Source organism: Parabacteroides sp. AF17-3 (genome assembly GCF_003635445.1).
GTDB classification, from domain to species: domain Bacteria; phylum Bacteroidota; class Bacteroidia; order Bacteroidales; family Tannerellaceae; genus Parabacteroides; species Parabacteroides goldsteinii.
The window spans coordinates 168,421-188,176 of record NZ_QTMM01000016.1 but is presented as its reverse complement, the minus strand read 5'-3'; the positions used below and the strand labels follow the sequence as shown (position 1 = coordinate 188,176).

The window sequence follows — 19,756 nt, the reverse complement described above, 5'->3', positions numbered from 1 at the left end:
ACGAACAAACAAAATGAAGAAGTTATTCTATATAGCAACCGTTTTATTATGCTCCGCCTATGGGAGCATGCAGGCGCAGGTTGTCAGTCCCGACGGCATAGCATACAGCGACCTGCAAGTAAAAAAAGAGGGAAGCCAGGTGAGCCTGTCTACAACCGCCAACCTCAACAACATGCAACTGAAATCGCAGAACATGGTCATCATAACCCCGGTACTCCAATCGGCGGACAAGGCGCACAGCATCAAATTCGACCCGTTCGTGATTACCGGAAAGAAACGTATGAAAGCACTCGACCGTGAGATGGGCTTCGGCGCAGAACCGTTCGAACAGACTCCGACAGTCATCTTCCGCCATAAAAAGAACGAGGCAGAATCTATCCCGATGACGCTGACCGTACCATACGAAAGCTGGATGCGTAACGCCTCACTGATCATGCAGGCCAATACGACCGGATGCGCTTCATGCGACGTGGCAAGCAATATCACTCCGCTGTCATCCCGTATCCTACCGCCGGTTGTCGCACCGACCTACGAGCTGAGTTATGTGACACCTCCTGCAGAACCGGTAAAACAACGTAGCGAAACGCACTCGGCCTACCTCAACTTCGAAGTGGGTAAGTCTGTCCTGCTGCATGACTTTAAAAACAATGCCGCCGAACTGAAAGAGGTTAACAAAATCGTGAGCGAGGTTCGTAACGACAAGAACCTGAAATTTACAGAATTCAACATCACCGGTTACGCTTCACCCGAAGGCGGTTACGAATACAACATGAAACTGTCTGAAAACCGTGCCAAAGCGTTTGCCGCTTATATGAAGGATAAAGAAGATATGCCTGCTTCATTGATGAAAGTCAACTGGGAAGGTGAAGACTGGATAGGCTTGCGCCAGGCAGTCAAGGCATCCAACCTGTCCAACCGCGATGAAATCCTTAAAGTATTGGAAGTGTCCGATATCAATAAACGTAAAGCGCAACTGAAAGCACTGAACGGTGGTAAGACCTATCGCATGTTGCTGGACGAATATTATCCTGCTCTGCGCCGCATTGACTACACACTGGCGTATATCGCCCGTCCGTTCGATGTGAACGAAGCCAAACAGGTTATCAAGACGAAACCGCAGTATCTGAGCCTGAACGAAATGTTCCTCGTAGCCAACACGTATCCGAAAGAAAGTGCCGAATTTAAGGAAGTATTCGATATCGCCGTACGCCTCTACCCGACCGACCCGGTGGCACAACAGAACACAGCCGCCCTCGAGATAGAACGCGGAGCCGACGATGCAGGTATCGCCCGTCTGCAAAAAATCAATACACCGGAAGCATGGAACAACCTCGGTGTAGCTTACGCCAAGAAGAAAGAGTATCAGCAGGCACTCGACTATTTCGGCAAAGCTGCCAACGCAGGCGTTAAGGCTGCCGCCCAGAACCGGGATGAACTGAGCAAATGGCTGGATGAACAATAAACATCAAAGATAACAAAGAAAGCCCCGATAGGCATCATGCTTACCGGGGCTTTTTGTATTCATATAAGTAGACAAAATTTATTCTTTTGCTTTCCACTCATTAATGAGTTCGTTGATTGTCTCTTTCACCGACATGATACGGCTGGTCTTCCAGGCATTGCTTCCGGCAAAGGCATATCCGTTTTCAAAGTTTCCTTTGAAAGCATTATACAGCGCCCTAACGATGCAGTACGGACTCTTCGAAATATCACACGTCTTGATGCAGTTGAACGGACACGCTTTCGGTTGCTTGATGCCGGCCTTCACCTTCTCGAGGAAGTTGCAATGGATGGCACGCCCCGGCATTCCGACAGGACTCTTGATTATCTCGATGTCCTTTTCTTCCGCCTTGATATAGCTTTCTTTGAAAGCATCGCTGGCGTCGCACTCGGTAGTAGTGACGAAACGGGTTCCTAATTGAACGCCCGATGCTCCAAGGTCCATCACGCGTTTGATATCTTCACCCGTATAAATGCCTCCTGCTGCGATTACCGGGATTCTCTTGTTGTATTTCTGTTCGAAAACAGATACTTCCTGCACAACCTGCGGAAGCAACTCTTCCAGTGAGAAATGTTCGTCTTCCAACTGGTTTTCCTTATAACCGAGGTGACCGCCGGCCTTAGGGCCTTCCAGTACAACGGCATCGGGAAGATAGTCGTAGTTGTTCTTCCATTTCTCGCAGATGATACGTACGGCACGGGCGCTTGATACGATGGGCACCAGCTTCGTCACGCTGTCTTTCTTGAGGAACGACGGCAGGTCGAGCGGTAGTCCGGCACCACTGAAGATGATATCTACCTTCTCGGCGATACTCGTCTTCACCAGTTCTGCGAAATCGGAAAGAGCCACCATTACGTTTACACCGATAATACCTTTTGCCTTTTCACGGGCTTTACGGATTTCTTCGGCCAGGCCCAGATTGCCTGCTTCTGTGTAATTGGGTGATAGCTTTTTATATAAAAGTCCGAGACCGGCGGCGGAGATAACGCCAATCCCACCTTCATTTGCTACGGCTGAGGCTAAGCCGGATAGAGAAATGCCTACGCCCATCCCACCTTGGATAATTGGGAAGCGAGGTTTCAAATCTCCGATTGTTAATGTCTTCATGAAAAATATTGTTATTAAATACGCGGCAAAGGTAGCACAATAAACCAAATGATGTGCAAAAAGGACCAATAATATTGCACAGGTATAATACTTTTGTGCAATATTATCGGTCCGTGGGGAAAAACGGGAGTTATTATCTTATTTTACGGGGATATATCCTACTTTTTTAACAGTCTCCTGGCCTTCGGCAGAGAGTACATAGTCGATGAAAGGTTTTACCCTGCCTTCGGTCTTTGCTTCATAGTAGTAAAACAAAGGACGGACAATCGGATAAGTCTTATTTTTCGCATTGGCGAATGAAGGTTCAACGAAACTTTTGCCGGCATCATAAGAAACATGCAGAGCCTTGACATCTTTGTTTACATAGGCCAGGCCAACATAACCGATAGCACCTTTGGTCTGGCTGACCGACTGGATAATGGCTCCGGTTGCAGGCATACTCAGGATACCGTTCATATAGTTCTTATTTTTCAATACGCTTTCCTTGAAAAACTCGTATGTACCGGATGAAGTCTCGCGCGAATAGGCTACAATCTTCATATCGGCTCCGCCTACTTCCTTCCAGTTCTTGATTTTTCCGGTGAAGATACCTTCCAGTTGTTCGCGGGTCAGGTTATCCACCTTATTGGAAGGGTGAACCACCACAGCCAGAGCGTCGTAGGCAATAACCACTTCCTTTGCATTCTTCTTTGCTTCCTGCAAACGGACTTTCTCGTCGAATTTCATTTTACGGGAAGACATGGCGATATCGGTCGTACCTTCCATCAGGGCGGAGATGCCGACACCGGAACCACCGCCTGTTACAGTCACTTTGGTTCCTTTATTCTTATTCATAAAGTTTTCAGCTTCTGTCTGGCTGACCGGCAAACAGGTATCACTTCCTTTAATTTTCTGTGCAAATACATTCGTTGCAAACAAACAGGCTGCCATAGCTGCCAAAAGAATCGTCTTTTTCATTACTCTTATTTGAATTAATTTCCTGATGCAAAGGAACAACACACGTATTTCAACTACATGAAACAGGTGTTACATTTGTGTGAATAAAAAAGTCAGAATTTGTATTGCAAACGAACCGTCAACACATTATCCTTACGGTCTTTCTCATATCCTTTTACGAAGTCGCTCTTTTCATTGAAGTTGAATTCGTAGTAAGCCTGGACACGGATATGTTTGTTGAAGCGGTATAAGCCGCCGATGCCTAATGTACTTTGGGCCAAATCTGTTTTAGATGTAAATGAGTTATCCGTACCTATTTCATTTCCTTTCAGCTTCGTATTCGGATCGTATACATCATATTTGAGTACGGCAGAGAATGGGGAAGTCCCGATGTCCTGTACCAGGTAGAAGAAATAACCGATAAAGGGGCGTTTGAATAACGCATTTTCGGGAAGATTCTCCGGACGTGTTCCGGTATTCGGGCTTTTGCTGCTGGAGGCAATTCCCGGCTGTGTGCCTAAAAGACCTTCGGCACGTAAAGAGGTTGTTCCCCATGAACTCAAGAAACTGAACTGGGCATCCATACCGATATATTCACGTTTCATATACGTACCGGTTTCACCTTTATCAACTTCGATAAAACGCTTGCCGTCCATCTCATAGGCAGTTGTAGTCGGGTTGTAGACGCCTCCGTTGTAATAAGAAATACCTGCTCCCCATTTACCCCAGTTGCCGATTTCCTTGTCAGCACCCAGACGGCCGATAAAGTCTTTGCGGTTATCGGTTTCGCGGTTGATGCTGTTTCCGGCAAACAGACCGGCATCCAAACGGAGGAAAGCGAGAGGACTTTCTTTTTTGGTACGCAGCGTCAGCATAGCACCCAGGTCACGTTCGTCCGGGAAGAAATACTGGATAATCGTTGCACGTTCAGGCGATTCCAGGCCACTGGTAGAGTAACCGATCTCATGTCCGAAAGGACGGTTGAAGACACCGGCCATCAACTGGCTGCGTTTCGTCCAGGGGTCTTTAATGCCGATATAAAGGTCACGGAAACTGACGCCTTTGTCGTTAGCCTCAATCTGTACCGCTCCGGTTCCGATACCGTCATTATATTCAAACTTCAGTCGTCCGCGGCGGATACCGATACGGTTAAAACCTTTATCCTCATGTTCATTCTTATCGCCGACTTTCAGGGTTGCATCCTCCTGTCCGTACTGAAATTGACCCTGGATATAGGCAGAAACTTTAAATTTACTTAGTTTCTGCACTATTTTATCCAGCGTTGCTGTCTCTTCCGCAAGCGAATCGATGCGGGCATCTATTTGTTCCGTGTTCTGAGCTTCCGTGAAAAAGGGAAGCAGCGCCAACAGGACAAGCGCCATTAATTTTGTTATCTTCATTCCTAACTTTGTTGGTTGCGTAGAGAGCACAAAGATAAAACCAAGTTGTTACATAGATGTTACAACCTGGTTAAAATCCTGTTAGTCAACAGTCAGGTTCCCGTGACCGGTTCTTTTATCGGACTCGGCACGTTTTGCCAGTTCCTTTGTTGTCAGGGTGATTACCTTGCCGACCGGTTTACCGTCGCGATAGGTCACGATACGCAACCAGGTTGCATTTTTCGGTATGCTCAACGGCTCGGTATATTTCGGAGTATGGCTATCCGGGTCTGTATTATCGAATGTATAGTAAATATCCGTACCGGCAATCTCACTGCCCAGTTCCACCTGCAAAACGCCATCCTGCAAGTACGGGCTCACAATTGCATTGTACATACTGCGGGCATAGTTTATATCTGCCTGGTCGGCACGGACAAAATGTTTTTCGACCCGCGGCCAGAATTTCTCCCAATCCGTTTTAGACGGCCCGCTCCATAATACTTCCGACAAGGCCCATCCGCGCGGCCAGGTCATGTATTCGACATGACGGAAAGTAGGAAGCGATTCAGCCCACAGATTTCCCTGTCCACCCAGCACCATTTCGGCCGGAACGCCTTCCGGTATGGGATTGAAACTGTATGAATCTTTCAGACGGCACATAGAGTAGGTATCCGGTTCAACAGAAGGTTCCCCCTGCCATAAATCCAGGTAACAATGTTCCGTCGGAGTCATAATCACATGATGGCCGGCTTTAGCCGCTTTGATACCGCCTTCCATACCACGCCAACTCATTACGTTCGCATCGGGAGCCAGACCACCTTCCAGGATTTCATCCCAGCCGACCAGTTTCTTTCCTTTCGACTTCAGCAAATCGCCCATCCGGTGGATGAAATAACTTTGCAGCTCTTCTTCATTCTTCAGGTTCTCAGCCTTCATGCGGGCCTGGCAACGGGGACATTTATGCCAGAAACCTTTAAAACATTCGTCACCGCCGATATGTACATATTCATCCGGGAAAAGGGCGGCAACTTCCGTCAGTACCTTATCCATGAACTCGAATGTATAATCCTTTCCGATACAAAGCGTATTTTCATCTTCCCCATAGAACTTATTTCCGACATTCACGGCATCCGGGGCTTTCATACAGGCCAGTTCCGGGTAAGCGACCAACGCTGCGACGCTATGTCCGGGCACGTCTATTTCAGGAATAACACGTACATAACGTTTGGCTGCATAGGCCAGCACTTCTTTCACATCCTCCTGGGTGTAGAAACCGCCGTAGGTAGTCTCCTCTCCCGGTTGCTGACGTTCACGCTGCCACCATTGGCCCACACGGGGAGCACGCCAGGCACCAACTTCCGTCAGCTTCGGCAAGGACTTTATTTCCAGCCGCCATCCCTGATCGTCCGTCAGGTGCCAGTGGAAGACATTCATCTTGTATTCGGCCAGTTCATCAATATACTTCAAAACTTCTTCCTTGGTAAACCAGTGGCGGCTAACATCGAGCATCAGCCCGCGCCAGGGGAACTGGGGTTTGTCAGTGATTTCAGCACAAGGAATAGTCCATTTCTTATCTTCAGGCTGCACAGTCTTGCTTTTAATCTCTGCCGGAAACATCTGTAACAGTGTTTGCACACCATAAAAGATACCCGCAGGCTTATTGGCAGTAATAAGGATATCTGAATGTTTCACTTTCAACTGATAGCCTTCATCTCCTAAAGACGCATCCTCCACCAGCTTGAATTCTATTTTCCCATGCTTTTCTACCGGAAGCTCAAAACCTGTAGCAGGTGAAATTTTCTCATTCAAATATTCGGCAATTCCCACCAATGCCTGATTCGACTGATCGAGCGTAATCGCAGCATTACGGGTAAGCGTAAAAGAATCAGAGTTTACTTTCATTTCCTGCGGAACAGGAATCAAGGCAAGCGTATCACGCTCACTTACAGACTGACGGGAACAAGAAATACTTATACAGACTATTCCCGTCATTAAAAATGCATGTAATGACTTCTTCATTCTATTTCAAACATATTTACAATTAGTGCCCGAAGATAAGAATAGTTATTCAATTACCACATCTAATTCCGCACATTCAATCGTAAGAGCAACAATTACATTCGATGTTCGATAATAACGGGCAAGCCTTTGCTTCATTAATCGTGAAACGAAGTTTTTGTGTCTCCACTGTTGGGAAACGCAAGATTCGCTTATATCCGATTGTCGAACCCGTAGCCACAACCTGCCATTCATCACCGACAAAGGCTTCCAAAGTAAACGCTTTTACACGCTGTCCCAAGCGAATATATTCCTGCACCAGGAATTGATTGATCGCGGTAGGAACTTTAAAATCAAACTCCACAGAAGCAGAAGTCACCTCGTCATCCGTTGCCCAATAAGAATCTTTATTTCCATCGATTAAATGAGCAGCAGCAAAATCTTTCCCCCTCACATTCGAAGCCCTGACCTCTGCTTGTTGTGCTAAGTTTTCTTTGAAGTTATTCTGTAAGATCTTTGCAACTTCCATTAGGACAGCAGAATCGGTCGGGTGAACCAACCCACGTTTGTCGATCGGAATATTCAAATTCCAGGTAGCATTACGACCGACCGAATGATAATACACATCGAGTAACTGATCGACAGTCTTCACCTGATCATCTTGCTCTTCATGATAGAACCAACCCGGACGAATAGAAACATTCACTTCTGCCGGCACCCAATACGAACCATCTTCATGTCCATTCTGTAACTGCTGATAATGAGGCCATCCCGGCCAAACTTCTTCTCTTCGAAGCGTGCTCCAATTTGTCTCGCCTACCCATCCGGCCTCGTTTCCACACCAACGGACATCAGGACCTGCATCACTAAAAATTACGGCATCCGGCTGTAATTTTTTTACCAATTGATTGGTACCGGGCCAGTCATAATAGGTCTTACGATCTACGCTACGTGTTTCATCCGCCCCGCCATAATAACCGGAACCGCCATTTGCACCATCAAACCAGACTTCAAAAATATCTCCGTAATTCGTCAATAGCTCATTCAGTTGATTTCTGAAATAAGTGATATAAGCTTCCGTTCCATATTCTTTATGATTTCTATCCCAGGGAGAAAGATAAATACCCAACTTCAATCCATATTCTTTACAGGCGTCAGCCAGTTCACGCACTAAATCCCCATTACCATTCCTCCACGGAGATTGTTTCACACTATAATCCGTATAAGCCGAAGGCCACAAACAAAAACCATCATGATGTTTTGCCGTCAGAATAACCCCTTTCATTCCAGCCTCCTTAAATAACCGACACCACTGCCTGCAATCCAGTTCCGACGGATTGAATAATTGGGGATCTTTATCACCATATCCCCATTCCATATCGGTAAACGTATTCATACTGAAATGAATAAAAGCATAACGCTCCAGTTCCTGCCATTTAAGTTGGGCTTCCGTCGGAACAGGTCCGCATGCCTCCGGCGCTTTCGGCCGTTCACAACCTGTTAAATTAAATAATGCGATCAAAACCAATAATAAACAATCTTTTTTCATCTTCTATTTATTTTATCAATCTGTTCATTCTACCATAAATAAAGCTCCGCTCCCTCCCTGCAAATCCACTTGAAAATAGGTCGTATCATCTTCTTTACCTATAGCCTCCAGTGGTTCTTTTTTACCTGTCTCCGGATTTATCCAACAACAGCCTGTGGCACCGGCTTCAGCTAAGTCTATACCCAACCGGACACGCTGAGTCAAAGGAGCAGCCTCTTCCTCCAACTTCGAAGCATACCCGTTGGTGACCATGAAAAACGTCTTTTCGCCTTCCTTGAAGAAGCCCGGGTCGCCCTGCTCTTCCTTCGGTATGACATCAAAGAAACCTACATACAAATCGGCACCTTCCTCCGGCTCCGACACGATCCTGCCCTCAGCCTTTTTTAAGAACGAAGCCTCCGGATTAAGAACGGAAATCATCCCCGGTTTGCCTTCCGTATATTTGGTGGTACCCGGCACATAACGGACATCGGTTGTTTTCAAACGCACCAAATAATCGCCAATATGCAGGCTCTCGCGATTGCAACGGTTCACCCAATCCATGTGTTTGGTCGGATGCCCGGGCATCCCCTGTTCCAGCAACAGTGACCAGTCGGTCGGTGCCGTTTGTCCGCCATAACCATCCCCTTGTAAAAAGCGGAACCAGTTCAGCCACTTCCCGCCAAACGTCCAGGTCATATAATAATACAGGCGCAATTGCGACTCGGTCAGTTTATAGGTTCCTTCGTTGACATACCCTTGCGAATATTGCCCGAACGCCATATAATCTTTCTTGTTGCCTTCCCATCCGCCTAACGCCAGATCGCGGTATTCGGCCAGATGTCCGGCCATGTCTTTGGCTCCTATATAATTATCCTTATCCCATGTATGGAAATAATACCAATCGTAGGTCAACAAATCCGGCTTGGCAAGTTTGATGTAAGTCAACAGATTTTCCCGAGTCCACTGATTGGGATATTGATTATTATGAACCAAGACATCCGGATACAAACGACGTGCCACATCATACCACTCTTTCAAAAACTTCGCCACCTCAAACGAGTAGTGTTCTTCGTCCCCGAAACAGATCGTAGTCAGGTTATTCAAATACTTCAACTGGTCTTCCGAAAGGAATCCGTTCTTCTTTTCATAATCTGTCGGCCCTTTCTTCAACTGATCGGCATGAGGCGCTTTCGCTATTGCCCACTGGCTATCAGGAAATTCCTTGAAATAAGAGGTATTAATCAAGGGCGGTCCATAGAAAGTAGGCCCGGTAAACCCCGTCAGCTTCCAATCCGGAATCGACAGGTTATAGGCAGGTTGCCCGGCCTTCCCTCCTAATTCATAATTGTCGGTTGCCACCCAGCATTGCAGTTGCAGCCCATGCCTGATGAATATGCGATTTGCCCGGAACAACTCCGGCTCCACCACTTCTATCCCGGGTTCTTCCGGATCCGGTTCTTCCGTAATCGGATTATTATTATCCGAACAAGACAGCAAACAGAACACTGCCAATAACTTCCCGGAAATCAAACTACTTAAAATTTTCTTCTTCATATAAATCCGTTATAATGTTTTATTCAAATGTTCTTTTAATAATTTTTCCACTTCATTTTAAATAATGAATCAACAAAAAAGGATTACCCTCTTCATCTACCGAATCAAACTTTTCCCGTAACCGCTTGACCTGTTCCGGATACTTCGCCTCAAAATCATTATATTCATTCCGCCCCACCCAAAGATCTTTCAAATACCAGGCAGGCACCAACGAATAAATAGCTGTAGCGTCCATCCCGATCACCTCACCGAAACTGATCAAATACTCATCCGTATAAGTATCCAAAGAAACGACACGGCTTTTACCCTCCTTTTTGTCGTAAACGCCCATGACCTGTTGCCCGTCAAGGATGAAAGGAGCCAACAAGTAATGTTCCGTTTCCTGAAACCCTCTGAAACCAACCACATATTTACAGACCGGATTACTCCTCCGCAGTTCTTCGTATGGTTGAGCTTCTTTGGCATCTTCGGGCCAACTCCTGTCGCCCAAATCAAACCGATATTTAGGGAAGAAACTGCCATCCGCTTCATCCATTTGATAAACCGTATAGTCCAATGCTTTCGTATAATAAAAATCCGATTGAAAGGAAGAAAACGGATATCGGCTGCCCAAGTCGAAACTATTCCATGAGGCGGGAATCATGAAAGTCTTCTGCTTCGTCTCCATCTTTTCAGACAGAACCCACACGTTATACGGATTTTCACAATCCTGGATATAATTTCCCATATACCCGACATAACGATCTTTGAACTGTGTAAGCCGAGTAAAAGCCTTAGGGGTACCGATCACTTTCCGAAGCTGTTTACCATCCAAATCAAACTTCATGATTTTCCGGTCGATCCGTGTAGCCACATTCAAACTGGCATCTGTCGGATCGATATATAAATCAGCCAATTGCAAATACTCATCCGGTCCTTGCCCATACTTTGAAATCTTATTGATATACTTTCCGGAAAGATCATAAATATAGACAGTGCGTGTCTTATTCGCATCCATCAAATAAATCCGGTCTTTATATCTGACAATCCTGTCTATATCCCCGAAAAGAGCCTCCTCACTATCCAGCCGGACAATCTCCAACCGATCCAATACGCCCCAGTCATGAATACTGGAAAGCTGGTTGCAATCGAGAGCTATAACAGGCAGGTCGGCCTTTTCTTTTTTATGGCTGCAACCACCCAGTATGCAGAGCATCAAACCTAATACAAGACTTTTTCTCATGACAAACTACTGAATATGTTCTTTCAACAACTTCTCCACCTGTTCCGGTAACGGATCCAATGCCAAAATCTTTCCCTCCGGATCTATCAGGAAACGCCCACCGGCACCAGTTTCTCCATACATTTCCCAAACACCAACCTGGCCATTCAGATCCACCAAATTGATCCAAGGATATTGGTCCTGCTGCAACGCCTTTTCCAAGGGACCTGTACTGTTGGCTTCGCGAGCAACTCCTACAACAGTAAATCCTTTATCCTTATAGGTTTCATAAGTTGGGATAATCAGTTTCGAGTAAGCACGGCAAGGACTACACCAAGAAGACCACAGATCCAGCAAGGCATACTTTCCCTGTATCAAATCCGACAACCGATGAGAATTGCCCTCCACGTCGGGGGCCACAAAGTCAACGAAAGGGTCGCCCTTTTTTAATTGGAGACCGGCCAAGTTATTACCTATCTCTTTAATATATGGATGAGAAGCATACTGCTCTTTATACAAATTTTCAAATATCTCTTCAAACATCGGTATATTGGAAAGGGACGGTTGAGATTTAAATATACCTATTTCCCTAAACAGCCAATATTTATACAGGCACAGCCCGACAAGGGTGGGATACGTACGGATATACGCTATGTTTCGTTCCTTCTCCTTCTGAAAGCTCTCGTTAATCTCTTTCTCCAATGACCGAGCCTGTTCGGTCATACCATCTCCCTTCTCGAAATAGGCTCTTCCATCTTCCATCAATTGCTCACGAATCGATTCGTCGCTTTCCTGGTCTACCCTGTCTTTCAACGCATGAATCTCCGACAAGTAGTATTGCTTATCCTGCATCAATTGTCTTCGTTTGGAAAACAACGGATCCATGATAGAACCTTCCTTCACATGCTGTAATTCCTTGTTCAAAGGTGAATCCGATTGGATACCGGAAGTTTCAACCGCATCCCCGTTATAAAGTTTGAAATGGGTTTTCCCTTTCTCCGAGATAAAATCAACCGGATAAAAACCATTATTCATATAATCATGCCAGGAACATAGTTGATAAAGCCGGTTTACACTGTCACGGAGCGTATATCGGAATTTTCCATCAACCACCGGTATGGAGTACTGCCTTGCAACATCTTGCTTACAGGCCTCCGTCAGCAGTAAACGGCTACATTCGGGCCAATCCTTTACTTCGCCTTCCAGCACACATTCAAACGTATTACGTGGTTGCTCGATCGGTTTCAAATGAATCCCTTCCAAACGGAGATCCCAATTATCCTTCAAAGAGATAAAGTCGATAAACTTATCTTTCGGCGATACTGGTTCAAACTGCAAAGTTACCCAACAGCATCCGGAAGCAGGCATTATTATCTTCTTTCCCAACTCACATCCGGAAACATTCGTCAAACGATACGTCTTACCAGTCGTTTTCCCCATCAAACTCACCTCAGAAGAAAGAAGCGCAAACTCACCTGGCCTATTATACAAGGCCATCTGTAAAATGGTTGCCGTATCGGAAACTTCGACCCGGTAAAGTTCCAAAGCGTTTGTATTCGTCTTTTCCACCACCGGATAATCAATCACACGCCCTGTCTCCGAACAGGCAACCAAATTAACAAATAATAAAACCAATACTATATGTTGGAAAAACTTCATCCCTGTATTCCTCCTATTTTTATAATTCTCGTTCACTTAAAAAGTTTCCCATAATCCAACACCCTTATCACCGGATTACTATCCTCTATCAACCGAACAGACGTACGCCTGTCGATCAAACAGAAACGCCTCTGTCAGTCGAACAGGTGTACGTCTGTCGATCGAACAAATTATTCGATCTCCGGACGGTCGCTGCCTCCACCGTTGCCAATGCGCAAAGCATGCTCGTATTCAATCACACGCGGAGCCTTCAATAAGGTATTACTATTGGAATACTGCGTGACAATACGGAGCGTATATGTGCCTTCGGCCAATTCTGCTGGCACACGGGCAATCACCGTCTTCGGATCATTCTGTGTCAAGCGACGGGTCACAGCCGTTTCCACGCCTTTCGAATCAATAAAGAATACACCGACACCTTCAGCTTCTCCGGCAACCCGAATCTTTTCGCCGGAGATCAAGATATCGTCGCCCGGTGTCATCGAACCGTCGGTCAAGCCGGTAACCGTATCAGTCACCAAACCGATACGCGCGGTACTGTCTTTCACGCCCAGCACTTCCAAGCCAACTACCGAAAGAGCTTTCCGCAGCTCGGCTGAAGGGCTTATACTGACTGAAACCTTGTGCTTCTCGGGATTATACTTCTCAGTAGAACTATTCCACACACCCAATACGCTCGGTGTATATTGGGCAACCCCGGTCAATACGCTGGTGCCGTTTTGCAACAATTCACGGATAATACGGTCGTGCTGGTTGATGACAGACAATAAAGTATCATACTTTATCTCAGAACCTTCCTCGATAATCTGTTTCGCGATGTCTTCGTTGCGTGATGTTTTCCCTACAGTAGATACTTCTGCTGTGTAATCGTTCTCTACGTCTTTGGTAAGCAGGTTCAAGTTCAACCATACTTTCCAGAATTTTGTGAATGCACTCATGATATGTTAATTTAAGGCACAACAACGGCGCTGTGTCAGGTTATTTCTTTAATGTAACTAATTTATAAGGATCTTTCGAGTTTGAATATTTTTCTCATCCAAATATAATTTCAACACATATACTCCTTTGGGAACATTTTCAAAGTTTAGAACTCCGGATTTAGATTCAACCATGCCTTTTCTCATTAAAGAGCCTCTCATCTGGTCATACAATTCATATTTCAAAGGAGAAGAAGATACCGGTTCTTGATCAACATTCAGAATAAAACTATTGGATGAGGTTCGTGCTACTTGGATTTCGTCAGATTGAGGTCTCTCTATCACATTCACGTTATTTCTTAAAGAAACTATCCACACTTCTGATTGTACATTGGCTACAATATATTCATAGGAGGAAACATTCTTTTTGGTGGTAAATACCGCTTTTGTCGTTCCTTGTCCGGAAACGATTTCCAAGCCATCAGAAACAAGCCAGTTTATGATCACTTTTTCCCGTGGGAGATTAGTTACTTCTACCGTTGCTTCCTTTCCATAAGACAAAATTGTACTGTTACTTGTCAGATACGGATCGGATATTTCAAATGTTCGTGAGATAGCCACAGAACCACAATCCGCATAAACGGTACATGTTCCTGTTTTTAAAAAACGACCTTTCACACTATTGGTAAAACAACCCTCTTGCATAGCATGAAAATCTCCATACCATCGTCCAACCTTAACGGAATGTTGTCCACTTTTACTTCGTATTTCAAGTTCACAGAAATCCAATGTACTAATATGAGAAGGAGGACTTCCATAATGAGCAAATGCAATTTCTAAATCTTTCTTTAATTCTTCAGCTAGCTGTGCATTAATAGTTTGTGCCATAAAGAATAGGCAACAAGATAATAAGGAGAATACAGTTTTCATGGCTTTCATATTTTAAAATTTATACTATTAAAATTAATAGGAGTGTATCAAAACTCCATAAACGGAATTTTGATACACTGTTTTGAGTTTATTTACCACCCTGTCGGCTGCTCAATATTCGGATTAGCCGTTTCCTCGGTTTGAGGGATAGGCCAAGCATTGTATTTCGGGAATGTGCAAGCACGGTTTTCAACCTGAACATACGCATTGGTTGTCGGGTTCCAAGCACCCAAAGCTGAGCCATTCATGGTTTCATTACCAATACCCCAACGACGGATGTCGAAGTAGCGTTTTCCTTCGAAAGCAAACTCAACACGACGTTCGCGACGATACAGTTCACGCACCTTTTCCTGTGTATTATAAACCGCTTTGTCCATATTCGGCATACCGGCACGATTACGAATCATATTGATGTATTTCTCAACATCCGGATTCTGCCAATCGCCTGTTTCAACCAAAGATTCTACATAATCCAACAAGACTTCTGCATAACGGTATAGCGGGAAATATAAGCTACCATTACCATTATTAGATCGGTCTTCTTCGTTCAAATACTTCTTAGCCCAATAACCAGTACGAGATGCACCCACTTTTCCAACTTGGTCGGCACCGTCTTTGAACGGTTCATATACATAATCTATGAAAGAACTATTATCACCCGGTAAAACTACAGTTTCATACAAACGCGGGTCGCGTGCTACCGCCAATGGATCCTTTTGCAACTTTTCACGCTCTGCAGCAGGCAGGTCTTTCAAAGCGACACCATCAGCCGTTTCATATTCATCTACCAACGATCTCAAAACACTGGCAGCCCCCTGTCCTCCCAAACTCTGCGGAGCATTACGGAACCAAGCTTCCGAACAACCGCTTCCAACATACATGATACGTTCTTTATTGTCTTGTCCCTTATAACGGAACATATCGCGATAGTTCTTACCCGGATCATCATCTGTTTCAGCAGAGTAATACAACTCAAAACTATTATCCGGATGTTCGATGAATGTCTTAGCTGCTGCTTTAACCACATCATAGCGTTTGAATTGCAAATTCACATCCATCTTCAACATCAATGCGTATGCTTTACACATACGATCGCGACGGTCTCTATCCCACACAAATGGAAAAACTTTATTCTCCGTATCTTGGATGGCAATCACCGCATCCAATTCACTATTGATAAAGTTTAAACATTCATCAATCGTATTGCGGCTTTTATAGATTTCATCGCCATTCAAGACTTTATCCTGAATTGGAATACCATCGTTCATTCCATAATACATCAACAACTGGATATGATACCAAACACGCCAAACACGTGCTTCTGCAATCATTCTCTCCCGTTCTTTTTCGTCTACAAAATAAGCAGCATCCACATGATCCAAGAAACGGTTGCAACGACGAATACGCATATAGTATTGCGTCCACAAATCATTCATATACCCACCTGTAGTGGTAGTAGCCGAACCATTTCCTAAGTTGGCAATTTCCCCCTTGAAGTTACCCGACCAATACATATTGTCGGTAGCCCCTTCCAAGTGAACCAGTGAGAAATAAGGTGCATCGTAGTGATAGGTACCCCGTGGCCAATACTTACAAGAAGACAATGCAGCATTACATTCGCCGACGGTTCCCCAGAAGTCTTCATCCGTTATCGCTGTTGGATGATCTCGCGTCAAGAAATCTTCACAACCACAGAAAAGAATAGACGCAGAAAGTAAGGTTAAAACCTTTTTACTGAAAATATTTTTTAATTCCATGATACAATCTTATTTAGAAATTCAAATTAACACCAAAAGAATAGGTCTTCACCAACGGATACTCTCCCATCTGGCCTCTACTTTCCGGATCTACCAAATCGTCTTTGGCAAATGTGAACGGATTTTGAGCATTCACATACACGCGGATGCTGGATACTCCTAATTTCTTTAATCCGAGCTGATCAAACGTATATCCCAACTGAATATATTTCACACGGCAATAACCGGCATCGAAGAACCAAAAATCAGACTGGTGTGCATTATTACCATACGTAGCATTCGGAGCCAAACGTGGATAGCGCGCACCCGTATTGGTCGGTGTCCAATAATCAGTCTGTGCTGACAAAGGGACCATACCGTCACCGGTAATATCCAAACCAAATGAGTAAGGTTGTGAATAATAAGCATCAACTCCCGTTACCCCCTGGAATAAAACTTCTAAGTTCCATTTTTTCCAATCCAATGAAACGTTAGCAAAATAGTTCAATGAAGGTTGGCTATCCCCACGGATCACACGGTCGTCGGCGGTAATTTTACCATCGTTATCCGTATCGAGGTAATGGATATCACCCGGCTGCTGACCGTCCCAAATAACAACGCCTTCTTTAGGAATCCATTTCCCGGAAGCATCTTTCGTAAAGTCACTTTCCTGCAATAAACCAGCAGTCGGATAAACAAGATGGCTATTCAATGCATATCCTTCTTTATTGATTGATCCGCCATTATAATAGGGGCCACCAAACAAGCTTTCAATTTTGTTTTCATTGTGGCTCAAACCACCATGGATATTAAATCCAAAATCTTTAGTCAATTGTTTACCATAATTCACATCGATTTCCCAACCTTTATTTCTCAACTCACCCGAATTCAAGAACACAGTGCCGGAACCACCGATAAAAGAGATAGGCGGTTCGAGAATCAAGTCTTTAGTCAATTTGTTATAATAATCGATCGTGATATCCAAATCTTTAAACAAACGAATATCAGCACCTACATTCAACATCTGAACGGTTTCCCATGTCAAATTAGGGTTACCATAGACTGTTTCCGTTCCATCTCCTGAAGAAATCAAGCTTTGATACTTATACAATTTATCAATGTTCTCATTACCTAATGATCCAAATGACCCCCTGACTTTGAAGTTATTTACAAACTTCAAATTGTTCTTCATGAAGTTTTCTTCATGCAAGTTCCATCCCAAACCGACAGAGGGGAATACACCAAACTTGTGCCCTTTACCAAAACGAGAAGAACCGTCACGACGCACAGTACCTTCAATCAGATAACGATCATTAAATGTATAATTAGCTTTTGCAAACATTGATACCATTGACCACTGATCCCAGTCACCTTTATTCGTCAACTCCTGATTATAACCACCGATGGCAAACAAACGATGTTTGTCTTTTTCAAATGTATATTCAGCCGTTCCACCGATATAGTAATAACTGGTTCTATCTTTTCCAGCTGCATTAATAGCTCCCCATGTTTGCAAAAGGGCACCCGTTTCATAATCAAAAAAATTGTAAGAACGTCTTCTTCTGTTATTTGCGGTACTACTGATACGATAGGAATACTGACCCCGCAAGATCAACTTAGGTAATACTTCATAACGCGGTGCTAAATTAATACTAATATTATCTTCCAATGCTTTGAATTCGCCGCCACGATCTAACATAGCAGCCGGGTTTCGTTGTTCCGGGCGATTACCATAGTAAACAATATCACTACCTTCTTTCATTGGATATCTGCCTATGATCGTTGGCGGAGTTCTATAAGCATACTGAATAATATCTTTCGTATAAGATTCATCTCGATACATCGGTTCATACTTGTTGGTACGGTATGAATTGAAGTCCATATCAACAGACAGGTTATCCAACAAGTTGACAGTCGTGTTAGCACGGATATTCAAACGGTCAAATTTAGACTTTTCTATCAAACCTTCGTTGTTCAAATAGTTTACAGTCAAAGCGAAACGCGCCAGGTTACTACCTCCAGAAATACCCACAGAGTGACTATGGATCAAACCGTTTTTAAACAAGAAATCCATCCAGTCCATATTCGGATACTTAATCGGATCCGTTTGGTTACGAGTAGCATCGATAGCTTCTTGTGAATACGTCGGGTCACCACCGATATTTTGGTTAGCCACATTCGACATTTCCATAAAAGTAGCGGCATCTACCATTTTCGGCAAATAAGTAGCCTGTTGAATACCTACATATCCATTATAAGAAACATTTACTTTTCCCGGCAAACCACGTTTGGTCTTAACCACAATTACACCATTGGCAGCACGAGCACCATAAATAGCAGATGCGGCAGCGTCTTTCAAAACAGTAACACTTTCAATCGTATTCGGATCCAGTTGGTTCATATCCATCGGAATACCATCTACCAACACCAAAGGATCGTTATTCGTCATCAATGAAGATATACCACGAATCTTAATAGTTGCAGCATCGGCACCCGGTAGACCGGAACTTTGCGATACGTTCAAACCGGTAATACCTCCCTGCAAAGATTGTGATAAAGAAGTGATGGGTTTCGTCGCCATGTTCTTCGTAACGTCCAGTGTAGACACAGCGGAAACTGAGTTCATTCTCTTTTCCGACGAGAAACCAGTAACGATGATTTCATCAATTTCTTCAGAGTCGGAACTCAAAGAAACTGTCAAGTTACTGATAGCACGTGAAACGACATGTTCATAATCTTTAAAACCGATGTATTTGAATACCAATATGTCACCTCGTTTAGCTTTAATATTAAAATATCCATTAATGTCGGTCACCGTACCTATGGTTGTACCTTTGATCACAACATTCACACCTGCCAATGGAACCGGTGGTTCTACATTTTCTACAACCTGCCCCTGGATAGTCCATTCCCTATCGTCAGCGAGAAGATCTACCCCGGGCTGTTTAGCGGCATACTTTTCTACGACCAGATTGTCGTTTTCAGGTGAACCGGCAGCCCATAAACTAGGTCCTCCTCCCATCAAAGCACTGCTCAGCGAAACAAATAAAAGCGAACGCTTTAAAACTTTTTGATTAGATAACAGATAAAAACCTGTGTTCTTCATAATGTTATTATTAATAGTTGATTAAATTCATTTTCTGTTTGTAGCAAAGGGTCATAATTTATTCGTAGATTAACGACTGTTCTTATAACCCTGTTTGAACTGTGATAATTTTTACTATCTCCTAATAGCCCTCCTTTCTTTAATTTAGATTAACATTACTGAGGGCGAAATTACAGTTACCACAAAATTCAATAGGAGCAA

13 protein-coding genes are annotated in these 19,756 nt (G+C 44.2%); 1 reads left to right on the top strand and 12 read right to left on the bottom strand.

The features are described 5' to 3' along the window. Nucleotides 1-13 precede the first annotated feature (13 nt). A complete protein-coding gene (locus DWW91_RS20700) occupies nucleotides 14-1,462 on the top strand; it encodes a DUF3868 domain-containing protein (protein ID WP_122328811.1) in 1,449 nt (482 codons plus the stop codon). Nucleotides 1,463-1,540: 78 nt separating this feature from the next. Here the strand turns inward: DWW91_RS20700 and DWW91_RS20695 are convergent, their stop codons facing one another. From DWW91_RS20695 to DWW91_RS20640, 12 genes are all read right to left on the bottom strand, one after another. After that, the gene (locus DWW91_RS20695) at nucleotides 1,541-2,608 is read right to left on the bottom strand and encodes a nitronate monooxygenase family protein (RefSeq protein ID WP_122328810.1); all 1,068 of its coding nucleotides are present in this window, start codon (nucleotides 2,606-2,608) and stop codon (nucleotides 1,541-1,543) included. Nucleotides 2,609-2,746: 138 nt separating this feature from the next. Next, entirely contained in the window at nucleotides 2,747-3,565 is an 819-nt protein-coding gene (locus DWW91_RS20690) for a phosphate ABC transporter substrate-binding protein (protein WP_009859744.1), read from the bottom strand. A gap of 92 nt (nucleotides 3,566-3,657) precedes the next feature. Then, entirely contained in the window at nucleotides 3,658-4,944 is a 1,287-nt protein-coding gene (locus tag DWW91_RS20685) for a hypothetical protein (RefSeq protein WP_009859745.1), read from the bottom strand. An 81-nt stretch (nucleotides 4,945-5,025) separates the two neighbouring features. Further along, nucleotides 5,026-6,942, bottom strand: a complete 1,917-nt coding sequence (locus tag DWW91_RS20680; RefSeq protein ID WP_122328809.1) for a beta-N-acetylhexosaminidase — start codon at nucleotides 6,940-6,942, stop codon at nucleotides 5,026-5,028. A 76-nt stretch (nucleotides 6,943-7,018) separates the two neighbouring features. Beyond that, nucleotides 7,019-8,470, bottom strand: coding sequence for an alpha-L-fucosidase (locus tag DWW91_RS20675; protein WP_122328808.1), 1,452 nt, complete (start codon nucleotides 8,468-8,470; stop codon nucleotides 7,019-7,021). 24 nt (nucleotides 8,471-8,494) lie between these two features. Continuing rightward, entirely contained in the window at nucleotides 8,495-10,006 is a 1,512-nt protein-coding gene (locus DWW91_RS20670; protein WP_122328807.1) for a hypothetical protein, read from the bottom strand. 52 nt (nucleotides 10,007-10,058) lie between these two features. Further along, complete coding sequence (locus tag DWW91_RS20665) at nucleotides 10,059-11,228, bottom strand: 6-bladed beta-propeller (protein ID WP_046146242.1); 1,170 nt, start codon at nucleotides 11,226-11,228, stop codon at nucleotides 10,059-10,061. A 6-nt stretch (nucleotides 11,229-11,234) separates the two neighbouring features. After that, complete coding sequence (locus tag DWW91_RS20660; RefSeq protein WP_052716698.1) at nucleotides 11,235-12,866, bottom strand: TlpA disulfide reductase family protein; 1,632 nt, start codon at nucleotides 12,864-12,866, stop codon at nucleotides 11,235-11,237. A 170-nt stretch (nucleotides 12,867-13,036) separates the two neighbouring features. Beyond that, the gene (locus tag DWW91_RS20655; protein ID WP_046146241.1) at nucleotides 13,037-13,804 is read right to left on the bottom strand and encodes a DNA-binding domain-containing protein; all 768 of its coding nucleotides are present in this window, start codon (nucleotides 13,802-13,804) and stop codon (nucleotides 13,037-13,039) included. A gap of 57 nt (nucleotides 13,805-13,861) precedes the next feature. Next, nucleotides 13,862-14,722, bottom strand: a complete 861-nt coding sequence (locus tag DWW91_RS20650; RefSeq protein ID WP_122328806.1) for a T9SS type A sorting domain-containing protein — start codon at nucleotides 14,720-14,722, stop codon at nucleotides 13,862-13,864. An 83-nt stretch (nucleotides 14,723-14,805) separates the two neighbouring features. Next, complete coding sequence (locus DWW91_RS20645; protein ID WP_046146239.1) at nucleotides 14,806-16,470, bottom strand: RagB/SusD family nutrient uptake outer membrane protein; 1,665 nt, start codon at nucleotides 16,468-16,470, stop codon at nucleotides 14,806-14,808. Between the two features lie 13 nt (nucleotides 16,471-16,483). Next, entirely contained in the window at nucleotides 16,484-19,555 is a 3,072-nt protein-coding gene (locus DWW91_RS20640) for a TonB-dependent receptor (protein WP_046146238.1), read from the bottom strand. Nucleotides 19,556-19,756 lie beyond the last annotated feature (201 nt).

Bases quoted from the DNA above. Each gene is read 5' to 3' on its own strand.
- DWW91_RS20685 (WP_009859745.1), bottom strand. From the start codon at position 4,944: ATGAAGATAACAAAATTAATGGCGCTTGTCCTGTTGGCGCTGCTTCCC.
- DWW91_RS20645 (WP_046146239.1), bottom strand. From the start codon at position 16,470: ATGGAATTAAAAAATATTTTCAGTAAAAAGGTTTTAACCTTACTTTCT.
- DWW91_RS20660 (WP_052716698.1), bottom strand. From the start codon at position 12,866: ATGAAGTTTTTCCAACATATAGTATTGGTTTTATTATTTGTTAATTTG.
- DWW91_RS20670 (WP_122328807.1), bottom strand. From the start codon at position 10,006: ATGAAGAAGAAAATTTTAAGTAGTTTGATTTCCGGGAAGTTATTGGCA.
- DWW91_RS20650 (WP_122328806.1), bottom strand. From the start codon at position 14,722: ATGAAAGCCATGAAAACTGTATTCTCCTTATTATCTTGTTGCCTATTC.
- DWW91_RS20690 (WP_009859744.1), bottom strand. From the start codon at position 3,565: ATGAAAAAGACGATTCTTTTGGCAGCTATGGCAGCCTGTTTGTTTGCA.
- DWW91_RS20680 (WP_122328809.1), bottom strand. From the start codon at position 6,942: ATGAAGAAGTCATTACATGCATTTTTAATGACGGGAATAGTCTGTATA.
- DWW91_RS20655 (WP_046146241.1), bottom strand. From the start codon at position 13,804: ATGAGTGCATTCACAAAATTCTGGAAAGTATGGTTGAACTTGAACCTG.
- DWW91_RS20665 (WP_046146242.1), bottom strand. From the start codon at position 11,228: ATGAGAAAAAGTCTTGTATTAGGTTTGATGCTCTGCATACTGGGTGGT.
- DWW91_RS20675 (WP_122328808.1), bottom strand. From the start codon at position 8,470: ATGAAAAAAGATTGTTTATTATTGGTTTTGATCGCATTATTTAATTTA.
- DWW91_RS20700 (WP_122328811.1), top strand. From the start codon at position 14: ATGAAGAAGTTATTCTATATAGCAACCGTTTTATTATGCTCCGCCTAT.
- DWW91_RS20640 (WP_046146238.1), bottom strand. From the start codon at position 19,555: ATGAAGAACACAGGTTTTTATCTGTTATCTAATCAAAAAGTTTTAAAG.
- DWW91_RS20695 (WP_122328810.1), bottom strand. From the start codon at position 2,608: ATGAAGACATTAACAATCGGAGATTTGAAACCTCGCTTCCCAATTATC.